Here is a 17,590-nt window from a genome sequence, read left to right as displayed (position 1 = left end):
TGAACGACGCTGGCCGTTCTCATAACGAGTTTTCGTCAGGAGCCTTTTCTGTCAGAAGCCTGTCCAGTCAGGAACCGGCGAGCATGTCCAGCACCATCGGCTTGACCTTCGAGCCGTAGAGCTCGATCGACTCCAGCATGTACTCGTGGGGCAGGTGGCCGTTGCCGTACTTCATGCCGAAGCGGCCGGCGTCGAGTGTCTGGATGCTCAGGGCCACCTTGCGGGCCACCGTCTCCGGGGACCCGAGGTGCAGGGCGCCATGGGTGATCTCCTGACGGAACTGAGTGGGCGTCGGCGCGGGCCACCCACGCTCGGCGCCTATCTTGCGCATGGAGGCCTCCCAGTACGGGTAGTACCGCTCGGCGGCCTCCTCATCCGTGGCGGCCACGAAACCGTGGGAGTGCAGGGCCACCCGGCGCGGTTCAAAGCCGCGGGCGTCGATCTCGCGGCGGTAGAGCTGCGCGAAGGGCTTGAACCGATCTGGGGTGCCGCCGATGATCGCCAACTCGAGCCCCAGCCCGTAGGTGGCCGCGCGCACGACCGAGGTCGGGGTGCCGCCCACCGCCACCCAGGCGGGCAGGCCGAACTCGTGGGCCGTCGTCGGGAACACGGACTGGCGCTGCAGCGCGGCCCGGGTGTTGCCCTGCCAGGTCACCGGCTTTTCAGTGCGCAGGCGGGCGAAGAGATCCAACTTCTCCTCGTAGAGCATCTCGTAGTCGGAGAGCTCATAGCCGAACAGGGGGAAGGACTCGATGAAGGAGCCGCGGCCCAGGGAGACCTCGGCGCGGCCGTTCGAGACGGCATCCAGAGTCGCGAAGCGCTGGTAGACGCGGACCGGGTCATCCGAGGACAGCACGGTGACGGCGGAGATCAGCTTGATGTGCTCGGTCTGTCCGGCGATCGCGGACAGGACCATCTCCGGCGAGGACACGGAGTAGTCGGGGCGGTGGTGTTCGCCGATCCCGATAACGTCCACTCCGGCCTGATCTGCGAGCACGGCCTCGGCCACGACGTTGCGGAGCACCTGGGGGTGGTCCAGCAGCTGTCCGTCGAGTCCCTGGGTGACGTCGCCGAAGGTGTGCAGCCCGAACTCGACCGTGCCGGCGAGCACGGAGTCGGCGCGCTCGGTGGAGGGATTGGGCCGCGGGGCGGCGAGCGCTGCAGGGTGCACTGTGGGTTGCGCTGCAGGAGTGGGTGCAGACTCGGCAGGAGGGGGTGCATGCTCGGGCGCCGGCTGCGGCTGGGGTCTGGGATTCTCGGTCACATCAGGGTGAACACTGGACCCGACCTGTTCCATTCCTTGAGATTTGTACTTCTTTCCTGGCGGCCCTGCATTGAGTCGGCAGTTGTGGTGGCGGTCCGGGGCGGGATCGCCACCACAACTGCCGACTCAATTGGTTGGTGACTGGCTACGGCAGAGGGCTGGACACGGGTTAAGGCAGCGGGAAGGAGCCGTTGCCGAAGAGGATCCGCCGCGCCAGCGCCCGGCCCGGCGGCGTCCTCAACACGGCGAAGGCGCTCGTGGCGAGAGCCGGCGTGCGTAGCCCGTCCAGGCCCTTGCGCAGGAGCAGCCGCTTGCGGAATCTGGCCCGCAAGGCGTGGCCGTCATAGGCCTCCAGCTCCGCGGGCCGGCCGGCTCGGAGGGCGGCGTCCAGAATCTCGGCGGCATGCCCGGACAGCCGCAGGCACGGATCGAGCCCACCGGCGGTGAGCGGGGACACCGCACCGGCGGCGTCGCCCACGAGCAGTCCGGCCGGGGAGGCGATCCGGGGCAGCACGCCGCCCACGGGGATCGGGCCGGCCCTCTTCTCCACCTGCTCCGGCCTCTCGACGCCCTCCAGCCCTGGCGCCCGCTCGCGGAAGGAGCGCAGGGCGCTGTACAGGCCTCGCGGGAAGCGGTGGGCATGGCCGGCCGTGCCCACGTGGACGTGTTCGCCGTCCCGCAGCACCCACGCGAGATACCCGGGGGCCAGCCTCGGATCGATCACGCAGTGGAAGGCGGGGTCCGAGCCGTCAGGTCGGTCGGCGAAGACCTCCTCGGCCCCGACCAGCAGGTGGCGGTTGCGGCTCAGCCCCAGGTCCCGCGCCACCCTGGACCGAGCGCCATCAGCACCGACCACGAAGCGGGCCCGGACCAGGAGTGGGCCCGCCGCGTCCTCGAGGAGATAGGTGCCCTCCCGCTGGCCGGTGAAGCGCGTGGCCAGCCGCAGCTCGACGCCGGCTCGCACGGCATCGCGGGCTGCCGCCACATAGAGCGGCCCCATGTCCCCGACCCGGTACTCGTCCCGATCACTGGTCAACTCCACCGGACCCGTCAGCCCGGGCGGATAGAGCACCATGCGGCGGATGGCCGGCCCCAAGTGCTCCTCGGGCAGCGCGTAGTCCTCGAGGGTCCGGCGCACGAAGATGCCGGTGGTCCGGACGGTGCCCGTCAGCGTGGGGCGGCGCTCCGCCAGCAGCACCTGATGACCGGCGCGTGCCAGCTGGGTGGCGCAGTGCAGTCCGGCCAGGCCCGCCCCGACCACCAAGACGTCTACTTCAGCGTTCCGTTCACTCACCGCCATCCCCGTCCTCCCGGCGATCGCCCTCCGGAGCAGCCCGCCCAGCAGCCTCCCAGCGCAGGAGGTCACCGGGCTGGCAGTCCAGCACGCGGCACAAGGCGGCCAGCGTGGTGAACCGGACGGCCTTGGCCCGGCCGTTCTTCAACACAGCCAGGTTCGCCGGGGTGATCCCGACGGCCTCCGCCAGTTCGCCGGCCGACATCTTCCGGCGGGCCATCATCACGTCCACGTCCACGATGATCGGCATCAGATCACGTCCGAGAGCTCGTCCTCGAGCCGCCTGGCTTGGGTGTCACGCTCCACGGCCTGGGCCAGCAGCCGCCGGGCGACGTTCACCGTCAGGGCCGCCGCGAACGCCAGCAGCGCGGCCCCGCCGATCAGCAGGACCAGTCCGGGGGCGGCCGTTCCCTCGCTCAGGACCACGCCGATCACCACCAGGAGTACACCGCCGGCCGCCACGGCTCCGGTGATGACGTCGACATAACGGAACGCGGAGCGGGAGAAGATCCGGCCGCGCAGCACCAGCGTCAACAGGCGCCAGATGCAGACCCCCACCACCTGGAGGCAGGCCACGCCCAGGGCCAGAGAGGCGATCAAAGGGATGGCGTAGGCCATGGAGACGCCCTCGAGGTCGATCCACAGCAGCGGCAGGATCACCGCCAGCACGACCAGGGAACCGGTGGCGGCCAGGACCAGCATGGTCCGCAGGATGACCACGAGTGACCGGGGGACGGGAGCGGGCATGACGAACCTCCATCGATTGCTTTTCGATGGCAATCTATCGCTAAACGATAGATGAAGCAATCGGCAGCTCAACGGTGAACACCGTGCGCCACGGAACCGACTCCACCGAGACCTCGCCGCCGTGGGCGTGCGCCACGGAACGGACGATGGACAGCCCCAGCCCCGTGGACCCCTCCATCCCGGTTCGGGCCGCATCACCGCGGACGAAGCGGTCGAACAATCCGTTCTGCAGCTCTGGTTCGATGCCGGGTCCGTCGTCCTCCACGGTCAGCACCGCGGCCCCGCCACCGGCCCCGCGCCTTTCGATGCCGGCACCAGCCGCGTTCGGACCGCTCCCGACGCCGGCCGGTCCTTCCGCGTCCAGCCGCACGGACACCGTGGTCCCGGCGGGGGTGTGCTTGCGCGCGTTCGAGAGGAGGTTGGCCACCAGTTGTGCCAGCTGGCGACCGTCTCCTGCCACGACCACCGCCGCTTCCGGCACGTCCACCTCCCAGTGGTGGTCCCGGCCGGCGGCGGTGGCGTCCATGACGGCGTCCACCACGATCTCGCCCAGGTCCACGGCCTGTCGGTCCCCGGCAGCGCCGGCGCCGGTGCCCCCTTCGGCCTCCGCCGCATCCAGCCGCGCCAGCAGCAACAGGTCCTCCACCAGCGAGCCCATCCGGTCAGCCTGGGTGAGCACCCGGCCCACCGATTCCCTTCCCCGCTCGGTCAGCGGCTCGGTCAGGCTCACCATCTCGGCATAGCCGCGCACGGCGGCCAGCGGAGTGCGCAATTCGTGGGAGGCGTCCGCCACGAAGGTCCGCAGCCGCCGCTCGGAGCGGTTGCGCTGTTCGAAGGCCCCGTCCACGGAGTCCACCAGCCGGTTCAAGGCATGCCCGACGTCCCCGACCTCATCCCCCGGTTGAGCCAGGTCGTGGCGGACCCTGTACTGCGCCAGCGAGACGTCACCGGCGCCCATGGGCACCTCCGCCATGCGGGCCGCCGCACGGGAGACGTCCGAAAGGGGGCGCAGCGACCTCCGGATCCACCACCATCCGGCGACGCCGGCCACCACCAGGGCGGCCAGGGAACCGACAACCTGCACCCAGGCGAGCGTGGCCTTGGTCCCGTCCACCTCTGAGGTGGGCAAGCCCGCCACCGCCACGGCCGGCGAGACCTGACCGGTGCCAGAGACGGCGTCCACCGCCTGGGCCCTCACGAGGTAGCGACCGGCTTCCAGGCCCACGGTCCGGGTCACACCCTCCACAGCGGGATCCGCGGCAGTGGGATCGGCAGCGCCCGCCTCCTCGACGACGGCTGACAGGATCTGCACATCGGCGTCGGACAGCTCCACCGCCCGGCCGTCCGCATCCAGTCTGTCGGCGCTCAATACGGTGTCGCCGACCGCCACGAGGGCCAGCATCCCCGCCGGTTGGCCCGGAGCTTCGAGCGGGCTGCGGTCGAACTCACCCCGGGGAGCGTCCCCCTCGTTCGGCTGTCCGTCCGCTGGCCCCGGGGACAGTCCCTCGGGGCCGCCCAGGAACGTCAACGACCGTTCCCAGGCCTGGTCCACGCGTTGTTCCAGCTGGGCATCCACCGCCCGCCCGCTCAGCACCAAGGAGGTCACCGTGAAGGCGGCCAGCACGATGGCCAGCAGCACCACGACCCCGAGCATGGTCCGCAATGCCAGGCTGGCCCGGCTGCGGCCGGCACCAGGACCAGCGGTCCGAGGCGAGGCCACCGTGCGAGTGGGCCGGCCGGCGTCGGCCCCGGGTGTGGGGGCTTGGCGGGGACGGGGTGTCACGGTCATTCAGGCCGGCCGGATCACGTAGCCGGCACCGCGCACGGTGTGGATCATGGGGACGCGGCCGGCGTCGATCCGCTTGCGCAGGTAGGAGATGTACAGTTCCACGATGTTCGCCTGCCCGCCGAAGTCGTAGTCCCACACGTGGTCCAGGATCTGAGCCTTGGACAACACGGCTCGCGGATTCTCCATGAGGTACTGCAGCAGGTTGAACTGGGTGGCGGTGAGCTCGATCGCCTCACCACTCCGGCTGACCTCGCGGGTGCGGACATTCAGGCTCAGGTCCCCGACCACGAGTTCGTCGGCGTCCAGTGCCATGACACCCGTGCGCTGGACGAGCCGGTGGAGTCGGATCAGGACCTCTTCGAGTGAGAACGGCTTGGTGACGTAGTCGTCACCGCCTGCCGCCAGCCCACGGATCCGATCATCCACGGAGTCCCGGGCCGTGAGCATCAGGGCGGGAATCCCCGGACGGAAGGAACGCACCTTGGCCAGTACCTCGATTCCGTCGAGTTCGGGCAGCATCCAGTCCAGCACCAGCACATCGGGGCCGAACTCCCGAGCGGCCTCGACGGCGGCCCGGCCTGCATGCGCCACCCGGACCTCCCAGCCGCAGAGCGACAGCCCCATGGAGACCAGATCTGCGAGCATCGGCTCGTCATCCACCACGAGGGCCCGGACCGGCGATCCGTCCGGATGGGCCAGTTGGGGCAGCACCTCACGCAGGGCGGCCATCGAGGTGGCCGGCGTGGAAGACCGGGAGCCGACCGGGGATTCAGGGTTCATGGTTGCCATGGTCCCAGTTCAGCCCGCGATCCTGTCAGAGACACCAGCCGAAGCTGTGTTGCAGCTGTGAAGCCTGTGCCGCGGACGCCGGATCACCAGGCGGGCATCCCGTCCGGCTGTGATGCACAGGGCAGGCACAGGAAGGGCACACGTGGCACCGAGATGGCGGTGGTGATGTATGGACGAATCACCGACAACCCCATCCCCAGGAGCACGCCATGACCGGTACCGGCCCCACCACCCCCGACAGCGCCGGACAGCCTTCCGGCGGACAGCCCGCGGACGCACGGCCCGCCGGCCGGCCCCACCCCGAGACCGCCGCGCTGCCCATCCTGTCTGCCGATGCTGCGCCAGGTGCTGGGTCCGAGACCCCAGCCGTCAACGATCCGGCGGTCGGCCACCCGGACGCCGCCACGGGTGACCGGCCACGCCGGATCCGGTGGTCGGTGGCGACACTGGCCGTGGCCGGGCTCATGGTGGCCGGGGGGATCGGCGGCGTGGTGGCCGAGTCCGTCGGCGAGGGCACCCCGGATGTCGCTTCGTCACCGGTGTCCGCCGGCGTAGCGGACCCGACCTCCGGCGCCTCCGCCCAGACCGTCTCCGACCCGGCCACGTTGGCCGAGACCTTGGACCACGTCCACGACGGCACCTCCGTCCCGGCGGATGACAACACGGTGGACAGCACCGATGACGGCACGGACGTCAGTCCGGAGGGCAACGCGGGGAGCGGCGCGGAGATCCCCAACGGGCCGAACGGCGGCTACTCCTTCGGCGGGCCCGAGCGCAACGACGCGGGGCCCGGTGGTGCCGGATCGGCCGGCGAGTGGGGTGCCGCCGGCACCGAGGTGGACGCCGGCGTCGAGGTCCCCGACGCGGACGGCATCCTGGAGGTCAACACCGCCTCCGACCTCGGCGAGGGGGCCGGCACCGGCATGGTGCTCAGTTCCGACGGGCTCGCCCTGACGAACTATCACGTGGTGGACGGCTCCTCGGAGGTGGAGGTGACCGTCTCCGACACCGGGGAGACCTACCGGGCCACGGTGGTCGGCCGGGACGCCACCCATGACGTCGCCGTCCTGCAGCTGCAGGATGCCGCCGACCTGGAGACCATCAGCGTCGATGCCGCGGGTGTGGAGACCGGGGAGTCGGTGGCCGCCATCGGCAACGGCTCCGGCCAGGGCTACCTGACCGCCGTGTCCGGCAACGTCACTGCCGTGGATCAGTCGATCTCCGCTGCAAGCCTCGGGGACACCGAGGACCTGACCGGCCTGATCGAGACAGACGCGGACGTGGTGCCCGGATACTCGGGCGGCCCCCTCGTGGATGGTGACGGCCAGGTGGTCGGCATGAGCACCGCGGCCTCCACCGGCCAGACATCCGAGCAGGTCAACGGCTACGCCGTCGGAATCACCGAAGCCCTGGGCATCGCAGACCAGATCCTGGCCGGCACCGAGTCGGACACCGTGCAGGTCGGCTCCTCCGGTGCCCTGGGCGTCACGATCACGGATGCCGCCGCCGCGGCACAGCAGGAGTACGCGGATCCGCGCTCGCGGGGATCGCGGGAGGGCGGAACCGACTCCGCAACCTCCGGCGCGCTCGTGGTGGAGGTCGCCCCGGGATCCGCGGCCGAGTCGGCGGGCCTGGTGGCCGGTGACACCGTGACGGTCCTGGACGGCACGGCGGTGGCCGATTCCTCCGAGCTCTCCGATCAGGTCAGCGCGCTGGACCCGGGCGACTCCGTGAGCCTGGTCTGGACGGACGCCGACGGCGCCGAGCACACCGCCAACCTGGACCTGGGCGAGAGCACCGTCAACTGAGACCGGCACCGCCACGTTGAGTCTGGAGGGATTCACCGAAAACCCGCTCCCCGGAGTGAATCCCTCCAGACACAACGCCGGCTGATCAGCCCTCCGCCAGCACTCCGCGCAACGTGGGCCGGGAGGCGGTGACGCCCAGCCGGACGAGCACCACGCCGAGCACCAGCACCGCCGCCACGAGGCCTATGGACAGGGGGCTGAAGATCACGGCGGCGCCGATCACCGGCAGGGTCGTCACCACGGCGGCCACCAGGGTGAACACCAGCACGATCCACAGCGGCCCCATCACCGAACGCCGGCGGATGGCCTCCATGCTCGACTCCGTCATGCCGAGCCGTCCCAGGCCCCGGTACATGTCCGCGCGATCGAGCACCTGCGCGGCCTGGGTGATGCCCACGGAGCAGGCGGTCAGCACGAAGGCGATGAGCATGGTCAACAGCACTCCGGTGCGCAGGTCGGCCACCAACATCAGGTCCTCGGTCCGCATCCCGTCGGCTGAGACGGAGTTGGCCAGCCCCATGCCTGCTCCCCCGACCACGCCGATGTACACGGTCACGGCCAGCCCGCCGATCTGCCGCCAGGCCTGTTGCGGGGATTCGAGCACGTTGCGGGCGGCCACGAGCTTCTCGGCGGTGTCTGCGCGGCGCCACGTCCGGCGCGTCACCACGCCCACCAGCCAGGGACCGATGAAATGCAGGGCGATCATCGGCAGGCTGAAGCCGACCAGCATGATGATCAGCAGCACCATCATGTTCGCCGCCCCGAAGGCGTTGAGCACCACCTGCGCCAGCGCCAGGCCCGCCACGGCCAGCACCACGCGGACCCAGTGGACCTTGGATGCCTCCTGGCGGGTGCGCACGCCGAGGGGGGTGATCTCGATCCGCCGCAGCCCGGCCATCGAGCTCGCGGCGGCCATCACCAGCAGGGCGCCGACCACGGCGAAGAGCCAGCCGGTGCCGAGCCACATCCCCTCCAGCCCGATCGGCCGCCCTGCGAACGGGATCAGCCCGACGAGCGGCATGAACACGAGGTAGCCGACCACACCGAGCAGCAGCCCGGCCGCGGCCAGCACCACGGACTCGACGACGGCCAGGGTGCGCACCGTTCCCGTCCCGGCACCCAACAGGCGCAAGGAGGACAGGCGTTCGTCCCGGCGCCGGGCGAGGAGTTTGGCCGCGGACCCGGCCAGGCCGGCCATCGGGAACACGAGCAGCATCAGCGCGAAGACGGAGAGCATCAGGTAGAAGCCGGCCAGGTCCCCCTCGATGGTCCAGAACGAGGCGGCACCGCCGGCCACGAGCAGGGCCAGCGTGCCGACGATCGCGAACGCGGTGACCGGCAGCCCCCAGACCTGACGATCGGAGAACAGCTTGCCCAGGAACAGCTTGAGCAGGGTGGCGGTTCCACGGGACGCCCCGCGGCCCGAGGACGACGGTGGCCGGCCGGGGACTGCGGTGAGGTGACCGGCCGGCGTCGCGCCGGGATGGATGGTCTCGTTCCTCATCGCGCACCTCCGGTGGCAGCCGCCGCCGAGTCGGCCATGATCTGTCCGTCCTGCACGCGCACGAGGCGGGAGCAGCGGTCGGCGGTGGCCTGGTCGTGCGTGACCACGACGAGGGTGCGGCCGCGGCCGACGGTGGAGTCGAGCAGGGCGTCGAGGACGGAGGCCGAGGTGGCGGAGTCGAGGGCACCGGTGGGCTCATCGGCGAAGACGACCTGGGGATCAGCCACCTGGGCGCGGGCGATGGCCACCCGCTGGGCTTGGCCGCCGGAGAGTTCGCCGAGACGGCGGGTCTGCATGCCGTCCAGGCCGAGGGCTGCCAGCCACTGGGCCGCGTGGGCCTCGGCAGCGGGGCGGGGCACCCCGGAGAGCAGCAGCGGCAGGGCCACGTTCTCCTGGGCGGTCAGCTCGGGCAGCAGCAGCCCGTCCTGGAACACGAACCCGAGCCGCTCGCGGCGTAGGCGGGCGCGGGCCTCCTCGTTCAGGGTGGTGATCTCGGTCGGCTCGGCGCCGGACGCGGTGAACAGCACCGAGCCGGCGTCGGGCAACAGGATTCCCGAGAGCACGTGCATCAGGGTGGTCTTGCCGGAGCCGGAGGGGCCCATGATGGCCACGGACTCCCCGGCGTGCACGGTCAGGTCCACGCCATCGAGGGCATGGGTGGTGCCGTAGGACTTCCTCAGGCCACGGGCGGTGAGCAGGGGTGCGGGTCGATTCATCATGTCTCCACTGTCCCGCCGGGCACCCCCTGCCGGCATCGGACCAGGCTCCGAACCTAGGCCGCGGCGGGTCCACCTGTGGGATGACCCCCGGAGAACAGCATCGCCACGCAGCCGGCGGCCAGCAGCCCCAGCAGGGCCATCGCGGCGGGCACCATGGCCCACAGGTCACCCACCATGCCGAGGGCCACGGTGAACACGGCCATGCAGAGGTAGGCCACGGTGAAGTACCGGCTCATGTTGGCCGCGGCCCGCACCGGTTCGCGCCGGTTGAGCTCGCCCATCTCCTGCGTCGCGCTCAGGTACGTGAACCCGTGCCCGATGCCGGCCCCGACCGCTGCGATGACCGCCAGCCACACCTGCCCGGTCGCCAGCATGGCGGCGAAGCCGCCGATGCCGACCATCAGGAACGAGAGGCCGAGCCGGCGCCCGAGGAGGATCGGCATGCGGTGGGATAGCACCTGGACCAGGCCGGCCACGGCAAGCATGGTGGCCACGATCAGCCCCAGGAGGGTCAGGCTGTCGATGCCCAGTGCGGTGCCGATGATGCTCGGCCCGACCGACTGGTAGAGGCCGGCCATGGCCCAGCTGGTGCCTGCGGTCAGGCTGATCATGAGGTGACTGCGCGGTGCGGGAGACGGGGCCGTGACCGCTTCGGAGACGGGCTGCGGGGCAGCGGCGGGCTGCGGGACGGGCGGGGCCGGCGTCGGGCCGACGGTTGAGGGGAGCGCGGGGAGCGCGGACCGGCCGTGGGCGAGCAGGAGGACGGCAGCGACCGCCACCGCTCCGGCCGCCGCCAGCATGGGCACCGTGGTCCCGCCGGAGGCATCTGCGAGCAGGCCGGCGCCGATGGGCCCGAGGCAGGCCCCCACGATGGCTGTGAGGGTGACCAGCAGTGCGGTGAAGGACCTCGGCCGGGACGGGACGGCGCTGTAGAGGGCGGCGCTCGAGGCGGACATCACCGCTCCGAGAGCCAGGCCCTGGACCGCGCGGGCAGCCAGGAGGAGACCGGGGTCGGCTGCCACGGACAGCGCCAGTGCGCCGGCCACGGAGACCACGGTGGCCACCAGCAGGAGCGAGCGGGCGGAGTAGCGGCTCAGCAGGCGCCCCGTGACCAGCAGTCCGGGGATCAGCCCGGCCACGTAGACGGCGAAGACCAGGGTCTGGACGGTGGCGGAGAACCCCATCTCCGTGCGCCACGCCGCGTAGAGCATGGTGGGCGCGTTGACCGCCGAGAACACGATGACGGTGGCCAGGAAGCCGGTGATCCGCGGCACGGGACGGGGCACCGTCTTCGCCGCTTCGACCTCGCCCATGACGTGCGCTCCTCTTTTGACCACATCAACCCTATACGAGGACCTTGCGTGTTACTTCCTCGAAAGATAGCATGCTGGAAACTAATCGTGAGGACGGGTGCATATGGCCAGCGCGGACACCGGGGAGACCCGGGACGACCACGCCGTCGAGCTCTGGGGACGCGTCATCAACGGCTTCGAGGTCACCAACCGCCGGATCCACGGGGCGATCAACGAACGGTTCTCGTTGTCAGAGGCCGAGGTCCAGGTCCTGCTGAACCTGCATCGCCAGCCAGAGCTCCGCGCCCCGATGGCCAAGCTGGCCAGGGCGGCATCCTTCTCAACCGGTGGTTTCACCAAGTTGGCGGACAAGCTGACCCAGCGTGGGCTCGTCTCCCGCGCCGCCTGCGCCGACGACCGCCGCGTGACGTTCCTCGAGTTCACCCCCGAGGGGCGCAGGCTGGCTGACGAACTGACCCGGTTGGCTGCCCGACTCACCCGGGAGGCCTTCATCGACGTCCTCGGCCAGGACACGGCCGAGGACGTGGCGGAGGCCATGTCCGAACTGTTCCGCGCAAACACGCCGTCTGAAGACTAGGCTTCCCCCGTCACCCTCCCCCCGTGACACGTTCTCCTACCACCGTGGTGAGGATGCCCCGATGGTCCGTTCCGGGAAAGTCCAGCCGTTCGTAGTCCAACGGCACCAGCCCCTTCAGCAGGACATGGTCGATGGCCGTGAAGGGCGGCAACCACGACCCCACCGGCCAGGTGGGCCCTGGGAACGGACCGGCAGCTGCCGCGGCGGGCGTGAACCCGTCAGCCAGGGCCCGGAACTGGGGGTGGGCATGGCTTGCGTTGAAATCCCCTGCCAGGATCAGGGGTGGGTCTGCGTGCGCGGCCTGCCAGCCATCCAGCCCGCGGAGCGTGGCGTCCCATGAGGGGACGAAGTCGTCTCCGATCGGCGGCACGGGATGGATGCCCACCACCCGCACGGCACCCAGCTCCGGATGCTCGACCACCGCCACGGGCTGTTCGAAGTGACGGTGGGTGGCGAAGCGCGGCAGGACTCCCTCGGACCGCAGCGGATGAGCGGAGAGGATCACCGCACCGCCCGCGGTTCCTCCCTGGGGTTCGTCCGGGATGGTCTCGGTACGGTACGGCAGACCGTCCAGCGCCCCTTGCTCCTGCAGGGCCGTGACCAGGTCCTCGTCGGCCTCCACGAGGACCAGTACGTCGATTCCGCCGTCCCCGAGCGCCGCGGCCAGTGCGGCGGGGTCCACGCCGCCGTATTCGGCGTTGAGGCTCAGCACGGTCAACTCGCCTGCCTCGACGCCGGCCTCCGCACCACGCTCGACGCCGGCCCCGAAGCCGACCCCGAGCGCACCGAGAGGCACCAACGTCGGCAACAGCCCCAGCACTGCACCGGCGGCCAGCACGCCGGCCGCCCACCACTGACGGAACACCAGTACCAGGAGCGCGATCACCCCGGCCACCGCGCAGAGAACCGGCACAAGCGACTGCAGGGCCGGCATGACCCACGGCCGGGTGATCGCCGGATGGGGCAAGACCGCCAGGAGGACCGCCAGCACCACGCAGGTGACCAGGACCGCCCGGCGGAGGCGCCGCCGTCGGGAACCATGCGGTCCTGTCACCAGGGGACTCCTCTCACCGGCCGGATCCGCACTCACACGGGCACCGGGAGCCCGCATCCGGACACATCAGGCATCCTAGAGGTATGGACGAACCGCTTCCCATCACGGATCCCCTGGCCCTGGAAAGCCAGATCTGTTTTGCGCTGTCCGTGGCGTCCCGAGGCGTGATCGCCGCCTACCGGCCCGTGCTCGAACCGCTGAAGCTGACTCACCCTCAGTATCTGGTGATGCTTGCACTCTGGCAGCACGCACCCCTGTCCCTCAAAGAACTGGCGGGGTTGCTGCATATGGAGCCTGCCACCCTGTCCCCGCTGACCAAACGCCTGGAGGCGTTGGGCTACGTTCAGCGGGCCAAGAATCCCGACGACGGCCGCGGCCTCGCCCTGTCACTCACCGAGGAGGGCCGTGCGTTGCGCCAGCAGGCCGAGCAGGTGCCGGTGGAGATGATGCAGCGGCTGCAGATGGACGAGGCCGATTTGAAGGACCTGCACCGGCTCATGACGACCCTGATGCAGCGCGTCCACCCGTGATCATGCGCGGCCGGGATTCCCGGTACGGCCGGCGGCGGATCAGAGGCCGGTGAACGCCAGCAACTCGGCGGGCGGCTGCTGACCGGTGTTCCGGTAACCCTCCAGGAGTTTCACCGCGCGCTCCTTCTGGAGCTGCTTGCGGGGGTCCAGCGTGCCCTGGCGGCTGGCCGGGCCGAACGTGCAGGAGGCGATGTAGATGAACCTCCACTGGAACCGGAACCAGGCACCCAGGCCGGTCTTGTCCCTCACCACCGAGTAGGCCTTCTGGCGTGTGGGCCTGTTCGGCTGGTGCTGTGGGCTCTGCTCGGTCATCAGGTTCCCCCTGGTTCGGAATCCACCACGGCTACGGTGGCCGAAGCCAGTCTATTTTAGTTAGCCCACTAACTGAAATCTGGATCAGGTCTTGTCCCCGGTCTCGTTCGGCCGCATGACGGGAGGCTCCTCGCCGTCCTTCAGCATGAAATACCGATAACCCTCCTGGAAGGGTTTCGGCGGCTGACCATGGTGGCCGTGGCCGGCGTCGTCCCAGGACTCCGTCACCCCCTCCTCGCCAGCGGCTCTGCGGATGGCCGGCGGCGGCTCCTCACCCTGGGCCCGGTAGGCGGCGGCCACCCGCTGGGCCCGCTCCACCCGCAGCGCCTCCCGTGGGTTCAGGCCCGCCTGCCGGCTCGCAGGGCCGTAGACGTCATTGGCCGCATAGCGGATCCGCCACAGCAGGCGGTATCCGGGGGACAACCCGGTCTTGTCCTTCTCCAGCACGTGGATCTTCTGGTTCTCGTGGATCTCTTCGTCTCGCATGGCATTCCTCCAAGGGACTGCCGATGCCGGAGCACCGGCGTACTCCCAGCCTAGGACCGCCCCTGCGGAAGGTGAACGGCTGGCGTGCCGAGCGGAGGTGCTCAGAGGGGCTTGGTGGCCCAATGGATCGCGAGCGTGCCGAACAGGTGGGTCTCGTGCCCCACCCCCTCGAAGCCGGCGTCCCCCAGCAGTGCCTGGATCTGGGCAGGCGTCTTGAAGCCCCGGCTGGTGGCGGAGAGGTACTCGTAGGCGTCCGGGGTGCGGGTGATCAGCCGGGAGATCTGCGGCACCACGTACTTGATGTACGCCGTGGAGAACGGCTTGATGATGTTGTCCGGCGCGGGGGAGGTCTCCAGGGCGACCATGCGGCCGCCGGGCTTGAGCACGCGGAACTGTTCGGCCAGCGTGGTGGGGATGTCAGCCACGTTGCGCAGCAGGTAGCCGTGGGTGACGGCATCGAACGTGTTGTCCTCGAACGGCAGGTCCATGGCATCGGCCTCGACCCAGTCGACCTGCCCGCCACCCGGCCGGTTCCTGCCCACCTCCATCATCTCGGGCGCGAAGTCCGCGCCGGTGACCTGGGCGCCATAGCGTGAGCGCAAGACCTCCAAGGCGATGTCCCCGGTGCCGGTGGCCAGGTCCAGGACCACCGGGCGGTCCGGCAGCTCGGCCTTCTCCACCGTCCGGCGCACGAACCGCGGCTCCTGCCCCCACGTCATCACGAGGTTCATCAGGTCATACCGGCCAGCGATGCCATCGAACATCGAGGCCACCTTCGTCCCATGGTCCGCTGGCACCCCGCCCGACTCCGTCGCGTTGTCCGCAGACCGATCGGACCATGGGTTCTCTGAGGCTGGCTGGCGTGTGCTCACCCGCTCCACGGTAGCCGCTCCCGGCGGGATTCTTGATTGGCGAGCCGCTCCGATGGGACGACAGCCGGCCTCCGGCCGGACGCCCCAAGGGCCCAACCATGGATCGGCCCATGGGTTGTCCGTGTGCTCGGCGCATGGCGGGCGGCGCTGATGGCGGCTTAGGGTGATGCCGTGATGAGCAAGTCGATGGACCATCCCCATAAGATCGGCTGGGACCTGCCTCGTGAGCAGCAGGAGGCACTGCGCAAGGCGGTGCGCCTGGAGTGGCTCAGTCTGGGGATCACGGCTTGCACGATCACCCTGGTCGCCTTCGTGCTGGGCAGTTCCCAGGCCATGAAGACGGCCTGGATCGAGGACATGCTCTCCACGATCCCGCAGATCTCCTTCCTGGTCTCCCTGCTCGCCATCCGCCGGTTCCGCCAGAACGCCCGGCGTCCCTACGGGGTCCACCGCGCCGCCGGCATCGGCCACCTGGTCTCATCCGTGGCGTTGACCCTCGTCGGTGGGTTCCTGGCCTACGAGGCTGTCAGCAGGCTGGTGACCGCCGAGCACCCCACGGTCGGCACGGTGCAGCTGTTCGGCAACACCGTCTGGCTCGGTTGGATCATGATGGGCGTGATGGCGGTCATTGCACTTCCACCGATTTTCCTGGCGCGCGCCAAGTTGAAGGTCGCACCGATCCTCAACGACAAGGTGCTCTTCGCCGACGCGAACATGAATAAGGCCGACTGGCTCACCAACGCCGCGTCCGTCGTGGGCGTGGCAGGCATCGGCCTCGGACTGTGGTGGATGGACTACGCAGCCGCCTTCGTCATCTCGGTGGACATCCTCAAGGATGGCGTCCAGCACCTGCGGGCCGCCGTCCTGGACCTGATCGACAGGCGGGCCACCACGCCAGACAACAAGGCTCCGCATCCGGCCATCGCCGGCGCCATCCACGCCATGCAGGCCTTGCCGTGGGTGGATCAGGCCGGCTGCCGCGTGCGGGATCTCGGCCGGCGATTGCACATCGAGGTCTTCGTGGTCCCCCGATCCGATCACGTCGGCCTGGACCAGATCGAGGAGGCAGAGAAGGCCTGCCGGTCAGTGGACTGGATGGTCTGGGACGTGGTCGTGATGCCCGTGCCGCGGCTGCCGGACTTCGTCCAGCCGGACGCCGGCTGATCCTCCGCCACCGCAACGACGCGTGCCCAGCGACTGCACCGGAAACCTGGGAGGGCTCGCACATCCGGTGCGGTCGCTGGGCACGTCCACCGTTGACCCAACTGCAGTGTGCTGCCACCCCGCACGGCGGCTGCACATGTTGTTAGGCTAGGCTAACCTACAGCAATTAGGCAACACCCTCGTTTGCCAATGACTCGAAAGGCCGCCTCGTGTCCTCAGCCCCTCTCTCCCCCACCGCCAGTGCTCCGACCCTCCGCCGGGCCCCCCACCGGACCACCCGTCGTCGGGCCCTGTCCGTGGGTTCCCTGGCACTGAGTGCCGCCCTGCTCGCCGGCTGTTCCACCGGCCCGGCCGGCGGTTCGGACACCGAGGCCTCCGGCTCCACCGATGCGTCCGCGGCCTCGGACGCCACCTTCCCCCGGACGGTGGAGCACGTCTACGGCGAGACCGAGATCCCGGCGCAGCCCGAACGCGTGGCCACCGTGTCCTGGGTGAACCAGGATGTCGCACTGGCCCTGGGCGTGGTGCCCGTGGGCGTGGCGGCCACCGAATACGGCGGCAACGAGAACCAGTCCACCGACTGGTTCGATGCGGCCCTGGAGGAGGCCGGCGGCGAGGCCCCGGAGCAGTACTCCGAGGCTGACGGCATCAACTTCGAGGCCCTGGCCGCCACCGAACCGGACGTCATCCTCGCCGCCTACTCCGGCATCACGCAGGAGGAGTATGACAAGCTCTCCGAGATCGCACCCGTGGTGGCCTACCCGGAGGACACCGCGGCGTTCACCACGGCCTGGCAGGACTCCACCCGCCTGATCGGTGAGGCTCTCGGCAAGGAGGAGAAGGCCGAGGAGGTCATCTCGGACGTGGAGGGGCAGGTGGCCCAGGCCGCAGAGGAGTTCCCCGCCCTGGAGGGCACCACCTTCCTGACCGGCACCGTGGACCCGGCCGCCGCCGACCAGATCTACCTGTTCACGGCCGCGGACAACCGGCCGAAGTTCCTGAGCTCCCTCGGCATGGAGCTGGCCCCCGTGCTCGCGGACAACGAGGAGGCCCAGGACGCCTTCTACCTGACCTGGTCCCCGGAGCGGGCGGACGAACTCGACTCGGACATCCTCGTCACCTCGGCCACCGACGAGTCGGTGACCGAGGCCATCGCCGCCGACCCGCTGCTGTCCAAGATCCCGGCCGTGCAGGACGAGACCCTCGTGGTGCAGACCGACGAGCAGGAGGTCCTGTCCACCTCGGCCGCCTCTCCGCTGTCCATCCCGTGGGCCCTGGAGAACGTGGTGCCGGACATCGCCGCCGCGGCCGAGCAGGCCGACAGCGCGGAATAGTCTGGCGAGAAGAAGCCCAGTGAACACCGTCCGA

At 70.1% G+C, this 17,590-nt stretch carries 18 protein-coding genes; 5 read left to right on the top strand and 13 right to left on the bottom strand.

Translation table 11 applies throughout. From position 1 onward, the window contains the following. Positions 1 to 67: 67 nt before the first annotated feature. The 6 genes from ACFFIO_RS13260 to ACFFIO_RS13235 form a co-directional block, all read right to left on the bottom strand. The gene (locus tag ACFFIO_RS13260; RefSeq protein ID WP_378042732.1) at positions 68 to 1,111 is read right to left on the bottom strand and encodes an LLM class flavin-dependent oxidoreductase; all 1,044 of its coding nucleotides are present in this window, start codon (positions 1,109 to 1,111) and stop codon (positions 68 to 70) included. Between the two features lie 322 nt (positions 1,112 to 1,433). Next, positions 1,434 to 2,558, bottom strand: a complete 1,125-nt coding sequence (locus ACFFIO_RS13255) for an NAD(P)/FAD-dependent oxidoreductase (RefSeq protein ID WP_378042481.1) — start codon at positions 2,556 to 2,558, stop codon at positions 1,434 to 1,436. Then, positions 2,551 to 2,808, bottom strand: a complete 258-nt coding sequence (locus ACFFIO_RS13250; protein ID WP_378042479.1) for a helix-turn-helix domain-containing protein — start codon at positions 2,806 to 2,808, stop codon at positions 2,551 to 2,553. Before ACFFIO_RS13250 ends, ACFFIO_RS13255 begins: the two co-directional genes overlap by 8 nt. Continuing rightward, positions 2,808 to 3,305, bottom strand: a complete 498-nt coding sequence (locus tag ACFFIO_RS13245) for a DUF2975 domain-containing protein (protein WP_378042477.1) — start codon at positions 3,303 to 3,305, stop codon at positions 2,808 to 2,810. Before ACFFIO_RS13245 ends, ACFFIO_RS13250 begins: the two co-directional genes overlap by 1 nt. Before the next feature lie 40 nt (positions 3,306 to 3,345). Continuing rightward, a complete protein-coding gene (locus tag ACFFIO_RS13240) occupies positions 3,346 to 5,088 on the bottom strand; it encodes a sensor histidine kinase (RefSeq protein ID WP_378042475.1) in 1,743 nt (580 codons plus the stop codon). Between the two features lie 6 nt (positions 5,089 to 5,094). Further along, a complete protein-coding gene (locus tag ACFFIO_RS13235) occupies positions 5,095 to 5,823 on the bottom strand; it encodes a response regulator transcription factor (protein WP_378042731.1) in 729 nt (242 codons plus the stop codon). 269 nt (positions 5,824 to 6,092) lie between these two features. On the opposite strand from ACFFIO_RS13235, the gene ACFFIO_RS13230 reads away from it, so the two are divergent. Beyond that, a complete protein-coding gene (locus ACFFIO_RS13230) occupies positions 6,093 to 7,691 on the top strand; it encodes a S1C family serine protease (protein ID WP_378042474.1) in 1,599 nt (532 codons plus the stop codon). An 85-nt stretch (positions 7,692 to 7,776) separates the two neighbouring features. On the opposite strand, the gene ACFFIO_RS13225 is transcribed toward ACFFIO_RS13230, so the two are convergent. From ACFFIO_RS13225 to ACFFIO_RS13215, 3 genes are read right to left on the bottom strand one after another with little or no spacing between them, the layout of a single operon-like run. Beyond that, positions 7,777 to 9,195: an ABC transporter permease family protein gene (locus ACFFIO_RS13225; protein ID WP_378042472.1), complete on the bottom strand. Its 1,419-nt coding sequence runs from the start codon at positions 9,193 to 9,195 to the stop codon at positions 7,777 to 7,779. Beyond that, a complete protein-coding gene (locus tag ACFFIO_RS13220; RefSeq protein ID WP_378042470.1) occupies positions 9,192 to 9,914 on the bottom strand; it encodes an ABC transporter ATP-binding protein in 723 nt (240 codons plus the stop codon). Before ACFFIO_RS13220 ends, ACFFIO_RS13225 begins: the two co-directional genes overlap by 4 nt. 53 nt (positions 9,915 to 9,967) lie before the next feature. Continuing rightward, positions 9,968 to 11,227, bottom strand: a complete 1,260-nt coding sequence (locus tag ACFFIO_RS13215; protein ID WP_378042469.1) for an MFS transporter — start codon at positions 11,225 to 11,227, stop codon at positions 9,968 to 9,970. A 103-nt stretch (positions 11,228 to 11,330) separates the two neighbouring features. On the opposite strand from ACFFIO_RS13215, the gene ACFFIO_RS13210 reads away from it, so the two are divergent. After that, positions 11,331 to 11,804: a MarR family winged helix-turn-helix transcriptional regulator gene (locus ACFFIO_RS13210; protein ID WP_378042466.1), complete on the top strand. Its 474-nt coding sequence runs from the start codon at positions 11,331 to 11,333 to the stop codon at positions 11,802 to 11,804. A 10-nt stretch (positions 11,805 to 11,814) separates the two neighbouring features. Here the strand turns inward: ACFFIO_RS13210 and ACFFIO_RS13205 are convergent, their stop codons facing one another. Beyond that, positions 11,815 to 12,858, bottom strand: coding sequence for an endonuclease/exonuclease/phosphatase family protein (locus ACFFIO_RS13205; RefSeq protein ID WP_378042464.1), 1,044 nt, complete (start codon positions 12,856 to 12,858; stop codon positions 11,815 to 11,817). Positions 12,859 to 12,941: 83 nt separating this feature from the next. Between ACFFIO_RS13205 and ACFFIO_RS13200 the strand changes: the two genes are divergently transcribed. Beyond that, positions 12,942 to 13,388: a MarR family winged helix-turn-helix transcriptional regulator gene (locus tag ACFFIO_RS13200; protein ID WP_378042463.1), complete on the top strand. Its 447-nt coding sequence runs from the start codon at positions 12,942 to 12,944 to the stop codon at positions 13,386 to 13,388. A gap of 39 nt (positions 13,389 to 13,427) precedes the next feature. Here the strand turns inward: ACFFIO_RS13200 and ACFFIO_RS13195 are convergent, their stop codons facing one another. From ACFFIO_RS13195 to ACFFIO_RS13185, 3 genes are all read right to left on the bottom strand, one after another. Further along, the gene (locus ACFFIO_RS13195) at positions 13,428 to 13,700 is read right to left on the bottom strand and encodes a hypothetical protein (RefSeq protein ID WP_378042461.1); all 273 of its coding nucleotides are present in this window, start codon (positions 13,698 to 13,700) and stop codon (positions 13,428 to 13,430) included. Between the two features lie 84 nt (positions 13,701 to 13,784). Next, entirely contained in the window at positions 13,785 to 14,186 is a 402-nt protein-coding gene (locus tag ACFFIO_RS13190; protein ID WP_378042459.1) for a hypothetical protein, read from the bottom strand. A gap of 101 nt (positions 14,187 to 14,287) precedes the next feature. Continuing rightward, positions 14,288 to 14,983 carry a ubiquinone/menaquinone biosynthesis methyltransferase gene (locus tag ACFFIO_RS13185; RefSeq protein WP_378042729.1) on the bottom strand — a complete coding sequence of 232 codons (696 nt, stop codon included), beginning with the start codon at positions 14,981 to 14,983 and terminating at the stop codon, positions 14,288 to 14,290. Positions 14,984 to 15,244: 261 nt separating this feature from the next. Here ACFFIO_RS13185 and ACFFIO_RS13180 point away from each other — a divergent pair, with 261 nt between their 5' ends. Beyond that, entirely contained in the window at positions 15,245 to 16,222 is a 978-nt protein-coding gene (locus ACFFIO_RS13180; protein WP_378042458.1) for a cation diffusion facilitator family transporter, read from the top strand. A gap of 209 nt (positions 16,223 to 16,431) precedes the next feature. Beyond that, positions 16,432 to 17,556: an iron-siderophore ABC transporter substrate-binding protein gene (locus ACFFIO_RS13175; RefSeq protein WP_378042456.1), complete on the top strand. Its 1,125-nt coding sequence runs from the start codon at positions 16,432 to 16,434 to the stop codon at positions 17,554 to 17,556. Positions 17,557 to 17,590: the final 34 nt, after the last annotated feature.

It is taken from the genome of Citricoccus parietis, assembly GCF_042433045.1.
In the GTDB taxonomy this organism is placed as follows: domain Bacteria; phylum Actinomycetota; class Actinomycetes; order Actinomycetales; family Micrococcaceae; genus Citricoccus; species Citricoccus parietis.
Note: the sequence above shows the minus strand (reverse complement) of the source record. Positions and strands in the feature narration are given on the sequence as shown.

What these genes read in the sequence shown, in the direction of transcription:
- ACFFIO_RS13220 (WP_378042470.1), bottom strand. Translation starts at nt 9,914, where the DNA reads ATGATGAATCGACCCGCACCCCTGCTCACCGCCCGTGGCCTGAGGAAG.
- ACFFIO_RS13225 (WP_378042472.1), bottom strand. Translation starts at nt 9,195, where the DNA reads ATGAGGAACGAGACCATCCATCCCGGCGCGACGCCGGCCGGTCACCTC.
- ACFFIO_RS13230 (WP_378042474.1), top strand. Translation starts at nt 6,093, where the DNA reads ATGACCGGTACCGGCCCCACCACCCCCGACAGCGCCGGACAGCCTTCC.
- ACFFIO_RS13190 (WP_378042459.1), bottom strand. Translation starts at nt 14,186, where the DNA reads ATGCGAGACGAAGAGATCCACGAGAACCAGAAGATCCACGTGCTGGAG.
- ACFFIO_RS13200 (WP_378042463.1), top strand. Translation starts at nt 12,942, where the DNA reads ATGGACGAACCGCTTCCCATCACGGATCCCCTGGCCCTGGAAAGCCAG.
- ACFFIO_RS13180 (WP_378042458.1), top strand. Translation starts at nt 15,245, where the DNA reads ATGGACCATCCCCATAAGATCGGCTGGGACCTGCCTCGTGAGCAGCAG.
- ACFFIO_RS13210 (WP_378042466.1), top strand. Translation starts at nt 11,331, where the DNA reads ATGGCCAGCGCGGACACCGGGGAGACCCGGGACGACCACGCCGTCGAG.
- ACFFIO_RS13215 (WP_378042469.1), bottom strand. Translation starts at nt 11,227, where the DNA reads ATGGGCGAGGTCGAAGCGGCGAAGACGGTGCCCCGTCCCGTGCCGCGG.
- ACFFIO_RS13250 (WP_378042479.1), bottom strand. Translation starts at nt 2,808, where the DNA reads ATGCCGATCATCGTGGACGTGGACGTGATGATGGCCCGCCGGAAGATG.
- ACFFIO_RS13245 (WP_378042477.1), bottom strand. Translation starts at nt 3,305, where the DNA reads ATGCCCGCTCCCGTCCCCCGGTCACTCGTGGTCATCCTGCGGACCATG.
- ACFFIO_RS13195 (WP_378042461.1), bottom strand. Translation starts at nt 13,700, where the DNA reads ATGACCGAGCAGAGCCCACAGCACCAGCCGAACAGGCCCACACGCCAG.
- ACFFIO_RS13235 (WP_378042731.1), bottom strand. Translation starts at nt 5,823, where the DNA reads ATGGCCGCCCTGCGTGAGGTGCTGCCCCAACTGGCCCATCCGGACGGA.